The sequence below is a fragment of the Saprospira grandis genome, from assembly GCF_027594745.1.
GTDB classification, from domain to species: domain Bacteria; phylum Bacteroidota; class Bacteroidia; order Chitinophagales; family Saprospiraceae; genus Saprospira; species Saprospira grandis.
Genome location: NZ_CP110854.1, coordinates 4,166,607 through 4,182,236 on the forward strand (window position 1 = coordinate 4,166,607; position 15,630 = coordinate 4,182,236).

15 protein-coding genes and 1 pseudogene are annotated in these 15,630 nt (G+C 48.0%); all 16 read left to right on the forward strand.

The window, feature by feature from the left end; all coding sequences use genetic code 11:
* The first annotated feature begins 75 nt into the window (after nucleotides 1-75).
* The 16 genes and pseudogenes from tnpA (at nucleotide 76) to OP864_RS16410 (ending at nucleotide 15,583) form a co-directional block, all read left to right on the forward strand.
* On the forward strand, nucleotides 76-474 hold the full coding sequence (gene tnpA, locus OP864_RS16335) for an IS200/IS605 family transposase (protein ID WP_270099217.1): 399 nt from the start codon (nucleotides 76-78) through the stop codon (nucleotides 472-474).
* 529 nt (nucleotides 475-1,003) lie between these two features.
* The gene (gene hemB / locus OP864_RS16340) at nucleotides 1,004-2,005 is read left to right on the forward strand and encodes a porphobilinogen synthase (protein WP_270099218.1); all 1,002 of its coding nucleotides are present in this window, start codon (nucleotides 1,004-1,006) and stop codon (nucleotides 2,003-2,005) included.
* Nucleotides 2,005-3,279: a replication-associated recombination protein A gene (locus OP864_RS16345; protein ID WP_270099219.1), complete on the forward strand. Its 1,275-nt coding sequence runs from the start codon at nucleotides 2,005-2,007 to the stop codon at nucleotides 3,277-3,279. The genes hemB and OP864_RS16345 overlap by 1 nt, the downstream gene beginning before the upstream one ends.
* A complete protein-coding gene (locus OP864_RS16350; RefSeq protein ID WP_270099220.1) occupies nucleotides 3,261-3,833 on the forward strand; it encodes a hypothetical protein in 573 nt (190 codons plus the stop codon). The genes OP864_RS16345 and OP864_RS16350 overlap by 19 nt, the downstream gene beginning before the upstream one ends.
* A gap of 146 nt (nucleotides 3,834-3,979) precedes the next feature.
* Nucleotides 3,980-4,384 (forward strand): DUF2490 domain-containing protein, encoded by a 405-nt coding sequence (locus OP864_RS16355; RefSeq protein WP_270099221.1) that lies wholly within the window; start codon nucleotides 3,980-3,982, stop codon nucleotides 4,382-4,384.
* Between the two features lie 11 nt (nucleotides 4,385-4,395).
* Nucleotides 4,396-4,629: a hypothetical protein gene (locus OP864_RS16360; protein WP_270099222.1), complete on the forward strand. Its 234-nt coding sequence runs from the start codon at nucleotides 4,396-4,398 to the stop codon at nucleotides 4,627-4,629.
* Nucleotides 4,630-4,633: 4 nt separating this feature from the next.
* The gene (locus tag OP864_RS16365; RefSeq protein ID WP_270099223.1) at nucleotides 4,634-5,350 is read left to right on the forward strand and encodes an RsmE family RNA methyltransferase; all 717 of its coding nucleotides are present in this window, start codon (nucleotides 4,634-4,636) and stop codon (nucleotides 5,348-5,350) included.
* Between the two features lie 262 nt (nucleotides 5,351-5,612).
* The gene (locus OP864_RS16370) at nucleotides 5,613-6,728 is read left to right on the forward strand and encodes a glycosyltransferase (RefSeq protein WP_270099224.1); all 1,116 of its coding nucleotides are present in this window, start codon (nucleotides 5,613-5,615) and stop codon (nucleotides 6,726-6,728) included.
* A gap of 10 nt (nucleotides 6,729-6,738) precedes the next feature.
* On the forward strand, nucleotides 6,739-7,566 hold the full coding sequence (locus OP864_RS16375; protein ID WP_270099225.1) for a glycosyltransferase family A protein: 828 nt from the start codon (nucleotides 6,739-6,741) through the stop codon (nucleotides 7,564-7,566).
* The gene (locus OP864_RS16380; protein ID WP_270099226.1) at nucleotides 7,563-8,765 is read left to right on the forward strand and encodes a glycosyltransferase; all 1,203 of its coding nucleotides are present in this window, start codon (nucleotides 7,563-7,565) and stop codon (nucleotides 8,763-8,765) included. The genes OP864_RS16375 and OP864_RS16380 overlap by 4 nt, the downstream gene beginning before the upstream one ends.
* The gene (locus OP864_RS16385; RefSeq protein ID WP_270099227.1) at nucleotides 8,762-9,838 is read left to right on the forward strand and encodes a DegT/DnrJ/EryC1/StrS family aminotransferase; all 1,077 of its coding nucleotides are present in this window, start codon (nucleotides 8,762-8,764) and stop codon (nucleotides 9,836-9,838) included. The genes OP864_RS16380 and OP864_RS16385 overlap by 4 nt, the downstream gene beginning before the upstream one ends.
* 4 nt (nucleotides 9,839-9,842) lie before the next feature.
* Entirely contained in the window at nucleotides 9,843-10,478 is a 636-nt protein-coding gene (locus OP864_RS16390; protein ID WP_270099228.1) for a NeuD/PglB/VioB family sugar acetyltransferase, read from the forward strand.
* Nucleotides 10,479-10,909: 431 nt separating this feature from the next.
* Nucleotides 10,910-12,145 (forward strand): alpha/beta hydrolase, encoded by a 1,236-nt coding sequence (locus tag OP864_RS16395; RefSeq protein WP_270099229.1) that lies wholly within the window; start codon nucleotides 10,910-10,912, stop codon nucleotides 12,143-12,145.
* 10 nt (nucleotides 12,146-12,155) lie between these two features.
* Nucleotides 12,156-12,911 (forward strand): annotated as a pseudogene (locus OP864_RS16400) (SAM-dependent methyltransferase); the annotation flags it as partial.
* Nucleotides 12,905-13,477, forward strand: a complete 573-nt coding sequence (locus OP864_RS16405; RefSeq protein WP_002661068.1) for a phosphatase PAP2 family protein — start codon at nucleotides 12,905-12,907, stop codon at nucleotides 13,475-13,477. The pseudogene OP864_RS16400 and the gene OP864_RS16405, both read left to right, overlap by 7 nt.
* Nucleotides 13,478-13,774: 297 nt before the next feature.
* A complete protein-coding gene (locus tag OP864_RS16410) occupies nucleotides 13,775-15,583 on the forward strand; it encodes a TonB-dependent receptor plug domain-containing protein (RefSeq protein WP_270099230.1) in 1,809 nt (602 codons plus the stop codon).
* The last annotated feature ends 47 nt before the right edge of the window (nucleotides 15,584-15,630 follow it).

The window sequence follows — 15,630 nt, forward strand, 5'->3', positions numbered from 1 at the left end:
CTATAGCGTGGAGGGTTGAAACCCTCCACAGCTTTTAACAGGTATTTATTATATCACAACTAATACATCAACAGAATGTCTATTGATTATCAATACGTACATTTGGTTTGGTCTACTAAAAGAAGAGAGGCAGTCTTAAATAAAAAAGTCATTATTGATTTATCTAAAATTATTAAATCCATAGCTGAAGAAAAACACATTAAGCTCTTAGCTATAAATGGATATAAAGATCACATTCACTGCTTAGCTAAATTAAGGAGGTCACAATCAATAAGTTTAATTGCTAAACAACTTAAAGGTGGTAGTAGCTTTCTCTATAATAGATCTGTTCCTGATGAAAAAAGAATACAATGGCAGCGAGGGTATTTTAGTGAAAGTATCCCTGTGCCAGATGTAACAAATGTATTAAACTATATTTTTCACCAAGAGCGCATACACCTCAAGAGAGAGTACAAATTTTTAGATCTAAAGTAATTAAGCGCTGTTTATCTATGGAGGGTTTCAACCCTCCATTTTTTATTAAAATGCATTCGTTAATTGGCTGTAGGTTTCAACCTACAGCATATTCCAGCCAGCCCCTAACCACCTTCCCTAAAACAACCATTGACCGAAGCACAAAAAGCCCCCTCGACAGAGGGGGCGACTCTACCTTTAGCCTAGGGCCTTGGCCCTAGGGTCCTATACAAAACTGCCCAGCCGCCAAAGAAAACAGCCAAAAGAAAAAAGACCGTTGAGCGGCCCAGCGCTGCGCAGGGGTGGCCGAAGGCCAGACCGAAGGCGAAACGAAGTGAAGCCTGAAGGGCCGAACAGACCTGTGAGCCCCGCAGCATAGCGGCGGCCAGCAAAGCTGGCCGCGGGCCCCAAATCTGCAGCTAGAAAAGGAGAAGGACAGCAGAGAGCAGTTTTCAAAGGGCTGCTTTGTCAGTTTGCGGTAAAAAAAGGGAGAAGCCCTCGTTTTTAAGGCGCTTATTTTTAACTTTCGGCCAGAACAAAACGATAAAAAATGTTTCCATATAATCAAAGTCGGCCCCGCCGCAACAGAAAAAACCCCGCCGTCCGAGCCCATATTCAAGAGCATCATCTTACGGTAGATCGCTTGATGTATCCCCTCTTTTTGGTCCAAGGAGAAGGCGTTAAAGAAGAAGTGAGCTCTTTGCCCGGCAACTACCGCTGGAGCCTAGAACTTCTTTTAACGGAAATTGAAAGCTGTATGAATTTGGGCCTGCAAAGCTTTGTGCTTTTTCCGGCTGTGCCCGAAGATTTTAAGGATAAAGTGGCCTCTTATAGCTATGCCGAAGAGAATTTTTATCTGCATGCTTTGCGCCGCATCAAAGAGGAGTTTCCAGAAGCTTGTTTGATGACCGATGTGGCTATGGATCCTTATAGCTCGGATGGACATGATGGCTTAGTAGACGAATACGGCCAAATTCTAAATGATGAGACCTTACCCATTTTGAGCAAAATGGCCTTGGCCCAAGCTCAGGCGGGCGTAGATATTATTGGTCCCAGCGATATGATGGATGGCCGTGTGGCCCATATTCGCCAGACCCTAGACCAGGCCGGTTTTGGGCATACCTCCATTATGTCTTATACGGCCAAATATGCCTCGGCTTTTTATGGTCCCTTTAGAGATGCCCTAGACTCTGCCCCAAAAGCTGGCGATAAAAAGACCTACCAGATGAGTCCCGCCAATAGCCGAGAAGCCCTTATTGAAGGACGATTGGATGCCGCAGAGGGAGCCGATTATTTGATGGTAAAACCCGCTTTGCCTTATCTCGATATTATTGCTTTGCTTAACCAAAACTTTGAGCTGCCCATTGCCGCCTATAATGTAAGTGGCGAATGTGCCATGCTCTCGGCCGCTTGCGAAAAGGGTTGGCTGGATTTTGAAAAGGCCATGCCCGAAATGCTCATGAGCATCCACCGAGCTGGGGCCAAAGTGATTTTGAGTTATTTTGCCAAGGCCTATGCAGAAATGGCCAAGGCTGGAAAAATTAAGTTTTAATGCAACCATTAGCCGAACGCCTGCGCCCCCAAAGCCTAGATGATTATATGGGCCAAGAACATTTGTTGGGTGCAGGCGCCCCGCTTCGCAATATGCTCCAATCGGGCCAGTTGCCCTCCCTGATTCTTTGGGGACCTCCGGGTATTGGTAAAACGACCTTGGCCCGCTTGCTGGCCCAAGAATCTGGCCGCCCACTGCATAGCCTCTCGGCTGTAGATGCTGGCGTCAAAGAACTGCGAGAATTATTGCAAAGGGCCAAAAAACAAAACCTCTTTCAACAAGGGAAAAGTCCCTTGCTCTTTATTGATGAGATTCATCGCTTTAGCAAATCGCAACAAGATGCTTTGCTCTCTGCGGTAGAGCAAGGGGTAGTTACCCTTTTGGGCGCCACCACCGAAAACCCTTCTTTTGAGGTCATTCGGGCCCTGCGCTCTCGCTGCCAGATCTATCGTCTGCGGCCCCTAACGGCCCAGCAACTACAAAGCATTGCCGAGCAAGCCTTGGCCAAAGATGAATTGCTCCAACAATATGAGGTAGAGATTGTCGATGCCGAGGCCCTGCAACAATATGCTGGCGGAGATGCGCGTAAACTGCTCAATATCTTAGAGTTGTTGGTGGGTAGCCATAGCGACCCCAAGCAGCCTTTGCGCATTACGGCCGATCTATTGGCGGAGGTCTTACAAGAGAATCTGGCCGCCTATGACAAAAATGGCGACTGGCATTATGCCGTGACCTCTGCCCTGATCAAATCTATCCGTGGCTCGGACCCCAATGCCGCCCTTTATTGGCTGGCGCGGATGTTGGCGGGAGGCGAAGACCTCAAGTTTATTGCCCGAAGATTGATTATTTCGGCTAGTGAGGATATTGGGCTGGCCAATCCCAACGCCATCCTTTTGGCCAATCAATGTTTTGAGGCCGTGGACCGCATTGGCTATCCCGAATCTCGGATTATTCTCTCGCAGACCGTGATTTATTTGGCCTGTTCGCCCAAAAGCAATTCCGCTTATCAGGCCATCAATAAGGCGATGGAGCTAGTGGAAAAAACCGGACAACTAGAGGTGCCACTGGCCCTTCGGAACCCTCGCTCTCAGGAGGACCGACAAGAGGGTTTTGGCGATGGCTATCTTTACTCACATGCTTATCCCGGCCATTTTGTGGAGCAAGAATTTATGCCCGAAGCCCTGCGGGGGCATAAACTTTATGAGCCGGCTCAAAACGCTCAAGAGCATAAGTTTAAACAAAAACTCGATCAGTATTGGAAAAAATACCGCTAATTCTCTTGCTGCTGCTCCCCTTTAGCCTCTTGGCCCAAAAGGTAGAATTTGAAAAGCGTTCTCGCTACGACAAGCTCCCTCCTGCCATGCAGGAAAGTCTGCAAGCGCTCTATGGGCAGCTCCCCAAAAGGGCCAAATTTTACCAAGAGTACCAAAAGGAAAGCTATAGTTATGAGGCCAAATTTCGCTATCGGGGCCATTGCCATAGTGTGGAGTATGATGCAGCGGGGCAGCTAGAAGATATTGAGGTTCGCCAGAAGTGGAAAAAGCTGGCGCCAGAGATTAGGCAGCCGATAGAGCAAGCCCTAGAACAGCAATTTAAGCGTTATCGCATTCGCAAGCTACAGCTGCAACTGACTGGCCCAGAGCAGGATTTAGCCCAGCAATTGCAGGCTAAAAAACCGCTTATTCCCTCTGCTTATGAACTCATCATCAAGGGGAATGATGGCCAAAGCTGGCAGCTTTGGGAGTTTCTATTTACGGCAGAGGGCCAAATTCTTCGGCAAGAGCAGTTGATAGAAGTAGACGCCAGTAGCTGGCAATTAGATTATTAGTATTTTTTGGGGCCCTAAATAGATGAGGGTTTCAATCCTCATTTCTATATCATCGCGAAGCGATACCATTATTGCGGTGGGTTTTAACCTACCGAAAAGGTCCTGTGCAGTGTTAAGCTGGGGAAGCCCATCCAATTTCTTTCTCTATGCGGTTTATTCTTTTCTTTTTCCTCTTTAATAGTGGGTTGCTTTATGCTCAAGAATTTAAGCAAGAGCAGGGTATTTTGTCCGAACTCCTTTTGCGCTACAAGCATAACAACAACTGGCGTTCTGGCTTCAAGCTAGAGCATTTTGCGCAGTTTCCGCCTTTGGTGCATAGTAGTTTCAACGCCCAATACTTTCTAGATTACAAAACGAATAGGGGCTTAAAATTGGCTTGGGGATATCGTTTGGCTCAGGATGCGGGCCAAGCCATTAGTCATCGTTTTATTCAGCAACTGGCTTGGGGGCAAAAATTATCGGTAGGGCAATTGGGTCATCGTTTTCGTTTGGAGGGCAACTGGGGGGGCAGCGGCGGCCCGAATACCGCTTGCGGTATCGGCTATCGCTAGAACGTCCCTTAATGGGCCAAAAAATCAATGCAAAAGAGCTATATTGGCAGGCCTCAGAAGAGCTACTGCCGGGCTGGCGGCCTGAGGGTGGGCAATATGAAAACCGCTTGGCCATTTCCTTGGGTTATCGTTCGTCGGGGGCTTGGCGTTTACTGCTTGGAATAGAGCAGCGGCTTCGTTTTCGGCCTAGGGCGCTACGGCAGCAAATTTGGGGAAAGATTTATTACATCTACGCTATTAACTAAGACTATGCAACTCTTTTATTGTCCAAACATTCAGGGACAACAAGCCATACTAGAAGAAGATGAATTTCGTCATGCTTGCAAAACCTTACGTAAAAAAGAGGGGGATCAGCTTCATCTTTTTGATGGGCGGGGGCATTATTATTTGGCCCAAATTGCCAAAACGAGCAAGCGAGAAGCCCGCTTAGATATATTGGAGCAGGAAGAGCGGCCCTTACCGTGGTCCTTTTCTTTGCATTTGGCTTTGGCCCCTACCAAAAACATGGATCGCATGGAGTGGTTGGTAGAAAAGGCCGTAGAAGTGGGCGTAAATAAAATCAGTTTATTCTTGAGCCAGCAATCGGAGCGCAAAAAGGTTCGGATGGACCGTTTGCAGCGGATAGCCCTTTCGGCGGCTAAGCAATCGCATAAATGGGTATTGCCTGAATGGGGCGAATTGCAGAAGCTCACTGACTTTTTGCCTCAGCAAACTGCCCAGCATCGGTTTATTGCCCATTGTCATGCTTCGGATTTGCCCTTATTGAAAGCGGCTTGTCCAAAAACAATTGGGCTTAAGGAAGAAATTCTAATTTTATTGGGACCAGAGGGCGACTTTTCTTGGCCGGAAGTAGAAATGGCCGAGGCCGCTGGTTTTCAGTCGGTGAGTTTGGGGCATAGTCGTTTACGGACCGAAACGGCCGCCCTTTATGTCTGTCAGGGCATTCAGTGGGAGTTGGGTCAATAAATAGGGGGCGGAGCCCCCTTGGCCCGCAGGGCCAGAGGCCCAGCGCTGCGCAGCCGTGGCCGAAGGCCAGACCCAAGCCGCCGCAGGCGGCTGCAGGGCCGAGCAGACTTGCGAGCGGCGGAGCCTAGCGGCGGCCGCCCCGCTAATTAGGGCGGCCGCGGGCCCCAAAAAAACAAAGCTTTAAAATTGAAGAGAGATTCCTTAAAATTTGAAAAAAGCCTTAGTTTTGGGCTTTTGAGACAAAGCAGATGGCAAAGCCCTTATGGAATTTAGCGAGAAAACAATAGTCATTTTATCTCCCAAAGCCTGGGGAGTAGACTCTCCGGCAAGGCAACTTTATGCGCGTTTTTTAGCTCGTAGGGGAAATCAGGTATATTTTGTCAATCCGCCTTCTCAATTTAATTCGGTGACCCCACAGGCCGAGGAAGAGAATTTGTTTGTGGTAGATTATCGTTTGCCCAAGCCTATTTTTGGGTTGTGGGGGACTTCCTCGGAGCTTAGTCAGGCCAAGCGAATTTTAAAGCTCATTGCCAAGCCTATAGACTTGCTTTTCAGTTTTCATTGTTCTGCATTTGGCGATCTTTCTGTATTTGGGGCGCAAAAGTCGATTTTTTATTTGGAGGAATGGCAAGAAAAGGCGGAGCATGCGCAGGCGGTTATGCGGACGGCGGATTTGGTATTGGCCTTATCGAGTCCATTGCTGGCCTCTTTGCCTGAGGGCAAGGCCAAAAAAATGCAATTTGAGCATGCCTTGCACCCGGCCTTTATCACGGCAGAAAAGCGTTCGGAGCGGATTCGGTCCAATACACAGTTTACGACGGGGCGTTTGCGTTGTGGTTATGTGGGGAATTTGCAAAATGAATTTATTGCCACAGAGTTATTTCAGCAACTTATACGGCAGCATCCTACTGTAGAATTTCATATGATTGGGCCATTTGTGAAGAACAGCAACTTGGCCTTGGAGGGCAATAAAACCTGGGAAGACCCCTTTGTAGAGTATTTAATGGGATCGCCCAATGTCCGTATGTATGGTAGTTTGATGCGGAAGCGCATGACCGAATTGGTTCAGACTATGGATCTTTTTTTGGTTTGCTATGATAGTGAGCAATTTGCGGATAAGGTGGCCAATCCACAGAAAGTATTAGAATATTTGAGTACGGGAAATTTGGTTGTGGCTAGTCCTACTGCAGACTATCAAGGTCGGCAAGACCTATTGGTTATGGCAGAAAAGCTAGAAGATTTGCCCGAGCGCTTTGCCCAAAGTTTGAAAAAAGTGGAGCAATTGAACAAGCCGGCCTTAAAGGCCAAGCGTTTGGCCTTTGCCCAGCAATTTCAGTATGAGCAACAGCTAGAAAAAATTGCCCAATTTTTAGATTAAGCCTTATTGTATGTCAGTTAGTCCGCCATTGGTGGCGATCATTATGCCCGCTTATCATGCGGAGAAATATATTGCCACAGCCATTCAATCTGTCTTAGACCAAAGTCATACTAATTGGCAATTGCGGATTGTGAATGATGGTAGTCGGGACATGACGGAAGAGATCATTCTTCAATTTGAAGACCCTCGGATTGTTTATTTCAAGCAAGAAAATCAGGGGGTTAGTGCGGCCCGCAATTTGGCCCTAAAAGATATGCAGGCTGATTTTTTTTGTTTTTTGGATGCCGATGATGCCCTGCCGCCTAATAGTTTAGCGGATCGTTTGGCGCTTTTTGCCCAGGATGAGCAACTTTCTTTTGTAGATGGGCAGATTTTGATCCAAGATGAGTGGCTAGAGCAAACGGTTCGAGAAGTGCAGCCCAATTGGAAGGGCAACCCTTTGATTGACTTGGTTCGTTTGGGCGGACAATCTTTTTTTGGTCCAAGTTGGATGATTCGATGCCAGCCCAATAAAAACTATCAGCTCAAAATGGGCATGACCCATGCGGAAGACCTCCTTTTTTATATTCAGTTGGCGGCAGAAGGTGGGCAATATGCGGCCGTTCAGACTCCCGTTTTGCGCTATCGTCAGGGCAATGTTTCTGCCATGAGCAACCTCAAAGGCTTAGAGATGGGCTATTGGGAATTATTGGCGGAGGTGAAAAAGCTAAAAACCGTTCCGATGATTCATATTCGCTACCTCAAAAAGCGAATTTTGCGCATCATGTTTTTATCTTACCTTCGAGCAAAACAATTTTCGGCCCTAGGCCCAGTTTTACAACGATATTTTAAAGCATGATTCTATTTTATATCTCTTATTGGGGCGTCAAAGAGGGCCTGACCGTATCTACTGTTTATCCTCATTTGAAAATATTGGCCCAAAGAGAAGATGTAACGGCCATTCACTTTTTTACGGTAGAACGAGCAGAAGACCAGAAATTTAAGGATGAGCTGCCGCCTATTCCAAAAACCAGCCACTACCCTATTTTTTCTAAAAATATGGGGCTGCATTTACTGACCAAAGCCGCTGATTGGTGGCGAATACAGTCTACTATTCTAGCCGCTGCCAAAGCACAAAAGCCCGACTTTCTCATTTGCCGCTCTTCTATGGCCAGTGGTATTGGGCATTTGGTGAAGGAGAAACTAGGCATTCCGTATATGGTTGAATCTTTTGAGCCCCATGCCGACTATATGGTCGAATCAGGCGTTTGGTCGCCCAATGGCATCAAAACTCAGTTTCAGAGAAAGAAGGAGGCCCAAACCAAAGCTACCGCCGATGCAATTGTTGGGGTGAGCTACAACTACCAGCAGCAACTTATTGAAAAAGAAGGCATTTCAGCCAATAAGGTCTATACAGTCCCTTGTACGGTCCCTTTAGAGCGCTTTGCTTTTGATGAAAATAAAAGAGCCGAAACTAGGGCCAAACTAGGACTATCGGAAGATACTGTTATTGGGCTCTATTTGGGTAAATTTGGCGACAACTACTATGATGAGGAAGCCTTTCGGCTCTTTAAGGCTGCCGCCGATTACTATCAAGATCGCTTTTTCTTTTGTCTGTTGAGTCCTGCACCAAAAGCGGAAGTAAAAGCTAAACTTGCCGAAGTTAATTTTCCAGAGAATCAATACTTTCATGATTTAGTAGCTCATAATGAGGTGCCCAATTATCTATCTGCCGCAGATTTTGCATTTTCCTTGGTTAAACCGACGCCCTCTCGGCCCTTTTCTTCTCCTATCAAAAATGGAGAATATTGGGCGGCAGGTCTTCCTATTCTCGTCTCTCTAAATGTGGGAGATGATTCCGATATTATCCAAAAAGAACAAAAAGGGGGAATTATTATTAACCTAGAGGTTCCCCAGCCCAATTATCAAGATTATTTTAAAGCTTTAGCCCCTTTATTGGCTAAGCGCGAGGAGGCTGCCGAATTGGCCCAAAAATACCGTTCGCCCGATCAAGTCGCAGAAGTCTATGATCAGATTATTCGCAAATTATCGCTATGATTAACGTAACCAAACCTTTTTTGGCCCCTCAGGCCGAATATGAAGCCTATCTTTCTGCTATCTGGCAAAGAGGCTGGCTCACTAATAATGGTCCTTTGGTCAATGAACTAGAGGCCGAGCTTAAAAACTATTTGCAATTGCCCTATTTGCATTTTTTAAGCAATGGAACGATTGCCCTACAAATTGCGATCAAGGCCCTAGACCTACAAGGCGAGATCCTAACCACGCCCTTTTCTTATGTGGCCACAACCAGCAGTATCGTTTGGGAGAACTGCCGGGCCGTTTTTGTCGATATTGATCCCGAAACGCTAAATATTGACCCCAATTTATTGGAACAGCATATTGGTCCAAATACTTCGGCTATTTTGGCCACCCATGTCTATGGTAATCCCTGCGACATTGACGCTATCCAAAAAATTGCCGATAAACATAATCTAAAGGTCATTTATGATGCCGCTCACTGCTTTGGTAGCGAGTATAAGGGCCAATCGGTCTTCGCTTTTGGCGATGTGAGTACTTGTAGCTTTCATGCTACCAAGCTTTTTCATACGATTGAAGGCGGTGCCGTGATGAGCCCTTCCGAAGAAATTGCGCAGCGCCTCGGCTATATGCGCAACTTTGGCCATGATGGTCCAGAAAGCTTTGCGGAGGTGGGCATCAATGGTAAAAACTCAGAGTTTCATGCCGCTATGGGCTTGGTCAATCTCAAACATATTGCCCGCATTCGCCAATCTCGTTTGGACCAAAAAGCCTATTATGATAAGGCCCTCAAAGGCCTTCCCCTCAGCCAACCCAAAATCTTGGCCCAAGCGCAACCCAATTATTCTTATTATCCCATCATTTTTGAGACAGAAGAGGCCCTGCTCCAAACGGTCAAAGCCCTAAATAGCCACTGGATTTACCCCCGCCGCTATTTTTATCCCGCCCTTAATTCACTAAATTATGTGGACCAACAAAGCTGTCCCCTTGCCGAGGATATCTCTAAACGAGTGCTTTGCCTACCCATGTATGTAGAGCTTTCTGAGGCCGAAATGAAGCTAATTACTAATGTGATTCATAACGCCCTAAAATAAGCCTATGCTGATCATGGGAGCTGGGGGACATGCCCTCGAAATTTTAGAATTGACCGCCCAAAATGGACAATTGGAGGGCCTTTGCTTTTTTGACAATACCAGAAGTGCGCCCTCTTGGGTCTATGATCGCTTTCCCGTTTTGTACCAGGAGGAGCAGCTGCGGGCGCATTTTGCCCAGGCTCCAGATTTTGTTTTGGGGGTGGGTAGTCCTAAGGTCCGCCGAATTTTGGCCCAAATTGGCCGAGCCGCAGGCGGGCAGCTCCAAAGTATTCAGGCCCAAGATGTCTATATCGGCCAGTTTGACAACCAATTGTCCCAGGGCCTCAACCTGATGCAGGGCGTTTGGATCAGCAATTCGGTGAGCATTGAAGAAGGCGCCCTGATTAACGCGGGGGCGCAGCTGCATCATGAGGTCAAAGTGGGAGCTTATACGGAGATTTCGCCTAAGGCCCTACTTTTGGGGGCGGTCCAAATTGGTCAAAATTGCCGAATTGGGGCCCAGGCGACGATTCTGCCAGGAATCAAAATTGCCGATGAGGTGGTGGTTGGCGCCGGGGCTGTGGTCCATAGAGATTTGCCCAAAGGAGTAACGGCTGTTGGCGTTCCGGCCAAAATTATTAAGGGAGCTGCTGTTTTTTAGGGGCATCCCGCAGCCCTTTTATTTGGGGCTGCGGGCGCTAGGTTGCGCAGCTCGCTCTTCGCTCGGCCCTGCAGCGGCTTTGCCGCTTTGGTCTGGCCTTCGGCCACTGCTCCACAGCGCTATGCCGTTCGGCCTGCGGCCGGGCGGGCTCCGCCCGCCATTGGACCAAAAAGCTCGGCCAGCCAGCCCGAGGGATTCCTTAGGGAATCCCGTAGAGGGGTGGGTGGGCGGGGACATATAGACGAATGAGGAGCGCAGCGAGGAATACCGCTTTTGGATCTAGTCCGGCAGGGCCTAGCGCTGGTAGGCAGTGGCCGAAGGCCAGACCGAGCAAAAACTTGTTTTTTGCGAAGGGCCGAGCGAGCAGCGAGCTGCCGAACATAGCGGCCGCCAAAGGCGGCAGGCCCCTAAACCATCCTAAACAAAAAGAAATGAGAATTTTAGTTTTTATGCTCTTGCTTTGCAGTGGCTTGCAAGCGCAATATTATGGCAGCCATATTCCAGTAGCCAGCAAACTCATTTTGCCTCCAGAAGAATTTGGAGAAGGGCCCTATCCGCTCTTGGTCATGCTGCCCTTTACGAGTGGCGATGCCCGCTATATGTTTGAGGCCTATGCCAAGGCCGCGGGCAGCGAAAAAAGCGATTCGGACCAAGAAAAACTGGCCAGCATTATTGCCGCCCTGCCCGCCCCAGGCGAACAAGCCCAGCCCTTTGCCCTGCTCTTGCCTGCGGGAAAAGGCAGCCGCAGAGATCACTCTTGGCGAGGATTTAAGGCCTGTTTTGAACGCTATGAACGCCGTTTGGAAAAAGACATAAAAAACAATCTGGGCCGCTACCCTATTGACAGCCAACGCATTTATCTGACGGGCGTCTCTTTGGGCGGCGATTTGAGCTGGGCCATTTCTCAGCGGCAGCCCCAGCGCTACCAAGGCGCCTTGGTAATGGGCAGCCGTTGTAGCTACCCCACTACCGCCGAAACCCTAGGACTTTTTAAGGAAAAAGACTATCGCTTTTTTATGACCATGGGCATGCAAGAAGCGCCCGACCGCCTCAATGGGATGCGTTATGCGCGCCGTTTGCTCGATAGTGCGGGCATAGACCATATTTATAAAGAAATGCCCGAGCTGCGGCACAATAAGGCCGAACTTTGGCTATTTTTGGAAGGACTGCGCTATCTTTTGGCCCCCAAAAGCAGCAGCCAATTGGTCCAAAAAGAACAAGCCCTGCCCTTAGACAAAATAGTGGGAACTTGGTCTGCTGGCGAAGTTGAACGGAGCCAATTTGTGGCCGAAGAAAAAAGTCAGATTAGCAAAGGCGATGAACTATTTGTTTTGCAAGAAGAGCAATTTTTAGAGCAGCAAAGCTTAAAAATAGAGCGCCTATCCGAGCAATCGGTCCGTTTAAAACTACCCAATTTACCCGCCATAGATGCCTATTTGGCCTGGGGAGAGCTAGAAGGAGAAGCGGCTATAGAGCTGAGGATTCCGGAGCAGCGCAAAGGCCAATACTACTATCGGGGCAGTAATTTGGGCCTAGAATATGAGCAAGCAGCGGGTTATATCAAACTAGATGGCGAGTTTCCGCACATTAGCTTTAGCGTAGAGCAATTTGTTGGGCGGTCGGCCAAGGGCTTTGAGCGCTATTCCTTTTTTTTATTGCTAGAATAGGCGTAGTTTTGAGGCCACAAAACTACTATACATTATGTCTACAACATGGTTTGCCGATTGGTTTGACTCGGCCTATTATCACTTACTATACAACAACAGAAACGAAGCAGAAGCGCAAGAATTCATGCGTAATCTTTTGGCGCATTTGAACTTAGACAAAGGGAGTCGCCTATTAGATTTGGCCTGTGGCAAGGGCCGTCATTCTATTTATTTGCATAGCCAAGGCTATGAAGTTTTGGGCGTAGACTTGGCGCCCGAAAGCATTGCCGCCGCCAATGAGCAGGCCCAGCAAGGGCTTAGCTTTGCCGTACATGATATGCGAGCGCCATTAAATATGGGCCAATTTGATGCGGTGCTTAATCTGTTTACTAGTTTTGGCTACTTTGAAAGCGAAGAAGAGCATCTACAAACCCTCAAAGAGGTCCGAAACATGCTGCCCAAAGATGGCTTTTTTGTGATGGACTTTATGAATGCGCATAAGGTCATTCAGAACCTCGTTTTGGCCGAAGAAAAGCAGGTAGAAGATGTCCTTTTTCATCTTCGTCGCTATGTAGAAAACGGCTACATTGTTAAGGATATTCGCTTTGAGGCCGAGGGGCAGAACTTTAACTTTCAGGAGCGGGTGCGCGGCTTTTTGTTGGCCGACCTACAAGCCCTTTTTGCTCAGGCGGGTTTAGAAATTCTGGACCAATTTGGCAACTACCAACTGGATCCTTTTTCTGAAGAAAGCTCTAATCGTTTGATCTTAATTGCTAAAGCATGCTAGCCGAACTCATTGCTTGGGACCAACAGCTATTTACGACCATAAATGGGGGCTGGCACAGCCCCTTTTTGGACCAAATTTTTCCAATTTGGCGAGAAAAAACGACTTGGATTCCCTTATATATTCTCATTTTAGCCAGCCTCATTTATAAGCGCAAAAGCAAAGTCTGGCAGCCTCTTTTGCTCTTGGGGCTGGGCCTACTCCTCTTTGATACCTTCAGCAGCCAATTGCTCAAAAAGAATGTGATGCGCTTGCGGCCCTGCCGCACGGCCAGCCTAGAAGAAGAACTGCATTTGCTGGTGACCTGTGGCAGTGGCTACAGCTTTACCTCCTCTCATGCGACCAATCATTTTGGCTTGGCCTATCTCTTTGCCCAACTCCTTTCTACCGATTACAAAGCCTATAAAACCTACTTCTGGATCGGCTTTTTGCTTTGGGCCTTTAGCATTGCCTATGGGCAGCTCTATGTGGGTGTTCACTTTCCCTTGGACCTCCTTTGTGGCGCTTTTTTGGGCCTGAGTTTGTCGGCGGTATTGTATTGGGGGTATAAGCGCTTGGGTTGGGGTTAAAATCATTTAAGTTATCCTGAAAAAGTTTGTATCGTTTTGTTTTCTTCCTTTTTTTGGGGCCTCCACCTCACTTCGCTCGTCGGCGGTTACTCCCTTTGGTCGTCGAACTGCGAACTAAAGTTCTTGTTGTCGTTTCGCAGCTCGCAGGTCTGCTCGGCCCTGCAGCGGCTAGGCCGCTTTGGTCTGGCCTTCGGCCACTGCTGCACATCGCTAGGCCAAAAGAAAACAGGCCTAGAAAAGCGGGCGCTTTGCGCCCTTTTTGCGCTATTACTGCCTAGTGGGTTATTGGCCCAAATCATGAGCGATTCGGTAGAAACCGTGGCCGTCTCGGCCCAAAAGAAAACAGAACAAAAGCCCTTTAGCAAAAAGGAGTTTTCTACCCTAGAGCTAAAACAAGAAAGTAGCCGAAGCCTCTCCAATTTATTGCAAAAAGAGGCGGGTATCCATATCCGCTCCTATGGACCAGGACAACTGGCTACCCTCTCTAGCCGCGGCAGCGGTCCAGAGCAAAACCTCCTGCGCTGGGAGGGCTTCAGTTTGGCCAACCCCATGCTGGGCCAAAGCGACCTCAATCTCATTCCCCTCTTTTTTATCGATCAGCTGAGTTGGCAGGCAGGCGCTGGCGGCTTGAGTGTTCCCCAAGCTTTGGGCGGTAGCTTACTGATGCGCAGCAAATCGCCTCGGCTTGCAGGCTGGCAAGCAGGATTTGGAAGTAGTTTGGGCAGTTTTAGCCGACAGCAGCAGCAGTTTCTCTTAGCTTTTGCCAAAAATAATTGGCGGCAATCGCTCCGCTTATTGGTCCAATCTGCTGTGAATGATTATCCTTACCGAGACCTACAAGCTTTTGGCTTTCCCAAGCCCTGGAAAAGAAGAGAACAGGCCGAAACTGCTCGTCAAGCTGCCCTTTATACTTTAGATCTCCCTCTTTTTAAGGGCCAAATGGGCCTAAGAAGTTGGCTCCAAAAGGACCTGCAAGAGCTGCCGCCTACACTTTTGCAGGCCCAGCAGGCGAGCAGCGAAGTACAAAATACCTTGAGTTGGCGGAACAGCCTGAGCTGGAAAAAAAGCTTTAAGCATTCTGTTTTTCAGGCGCGTTTGGGCTACCTCTATCAGGATATGGCCTATAGCCGCAATTTGAATAGCGAAGAACATCTGACCCAAGCTGTTTTTGTGCAGGCCCAACAGTTTTTTGCCTTAAAAAATGGCGCTTTGCTCATTAATGGGCGCTGGGGAGAAAACCAGGTCCAAAGCAGTAGTTATCTAGACATAAAAAAGGAGCAGCAAAGCCGTTTATCGCTAGGCCTTAGGCAGGCTGTTTTGGGCGGCCAACTAGAGGGGCAACTCTCCTTGGCCCATCGGTCTAATTTGGGTGTTTTTCCTGCGGGTCATTTGAGTTTTAGAAAAATTTGGGCTGCGGGACTGGGCCTAGAAGTTAGTTTGCAACGCTGCATTCGCTTTCCCACCCTAAATGACCGCTTTTGGCCTTTGGTGGGCCAAGAAGAGCTAGAACTAGAACAAGGCTGGCAAGAAGAGCTCAATATTTTTTGGCAAGACCAAAGATGGGGCTGGCATCAGCTCAGTTTTTTTAATCAGGAAGTTGATAATTGGATTTTATGGCTGCCCAACCCCAACACCGCTTTATGGGAGCCCCAAAATTTGGCTGCAGTTTGGGCCAGAGGCGCTAGTTGGAGTAGTGAAAAAAGCTTTAATTTGAAAAAGTTGGGCCAGTTGCAACTGCAAATTGGCGCCAACTACAACCGTATTAGTCGACATAAGAGTCCTTCTGCAGATTTACGAGATAAGCAACTGGAATATCGGCCCATTTTTTCGGCTAATTTTGCTGTAAACTACCAATATAAAGCTTGGCGTTTGGGTTACCATCATCTTTGGGATAGTCCCCGCTATTTGGATGCTTTGAATGAGGAATCCTTGGCGGCTTATCAATTGGGCCAACTGCAGTTGGCTTGGAAGGGCAAAATGGCCCAATATCCTATTCGCTTACAACTGCAGGTACACAACCTTTGGGGAGCAGAATATCAGTTGGTGGCTGCTCGGCCCCTGCCCTTGCAACAATGGGAACTGAGTTTATTTTTTAGTGCCCAATAAAACGGCCGAAGCCGACAGTTACTAGCGAGCAATTCTGTTGAGCGGCC

Coding starts and splice junctions, on each gene's coding strand:
- tnpA (WP_270099217.1), top strand. CDS start 76: ATGTCTATTGATTATCAATACGTACATTTGGTTTGGTCTACTAAAAGA.
- hemB (WP_270099218.1), top strand. CDS start 1,004: ATGTTTCCATATAATCAAAGTCGGCCCCGCCGCAACAGAAAAAACCCC.
- OP864_RS16345 (WP_270099219.1), top strand. CDS start 2,005: ATGCAACCATTAGCCGAACGCCTGCGCCCCCAAAGCCTAGATGATTAT.
- OP864_RS16355 (WP_270099221.1), top strand. CDS start 3,980: ATGCGGTTTATTCTTTTCTTTTTCCTCTTTAATAGTGGGTTGCTTTAT.
- OP864_RS16360 (WP_270099222.1), top strand. CDS start 4,396: ATGGGCCAAAAAATCAATGCAAAAGAGCTATATTGGCAGGCCTCAGAA.
- OP864_RS16365 (WP_270099223.1), top strand. CDS start 4,634: ATGCAACTCTTTTATTGTCCAAACATTCAGGGACAACAAGCCATACTA.
- OP864_RS16370 (WP_270099224.1), top strand. CDS start 5,613: ATGGAATTTAGCGAGAAAACAATAGTCATTTTATCTCCCAAAGCCTGG.
- OP864_RS16375 (WP_270099225.1), top strand. CDS start 6,739: ATGTCAGTTAGTCCGCCATTGGTGGCGATCATTATGCCCGCTTATCAT.
- OP864_RS16380 (WP_270099226.1), top strand. CDS start 7,563: ATGATTCTATTTTATATCTCTTATTGGGGCGTCAAAGAGGGCCTGACC.
- OP864_RS16385 (WP_270099227.1), top strand. CDS start 8,762: ATGATTAACGTAACCAAACCTTTTTTGGCCCCTCAGGCCGAATATGAA.
- OP864_RS16390 (WP_270099228.1), top strand. CDS start 9,843: ATGCTGATCATGGGAGCTGGGGGACATGCCCTCGAAATTTTAGAATTG.
- OP864_RS16395 (WP_270099229.1), top strand. CDS start 10,910: ATGAGAATTTTAGTTTTTATGCTCTTGCTTTGCAGTGGCTTGCAAGCG.
- OP864_RS16405 (WP_002661068.1), top strand. CDS start 12,905: ATGCTAGCCGAACTCATTGCTTGGGACCAACAGCTATTTACGACCATA.
- OP864_RS16410 (WP_270099230.1), top strand. CDS start 13,775: ATGAGCGATTCGGTAGAAACCGTGGCCGTCTCGGCCCAAAAGAAAACA.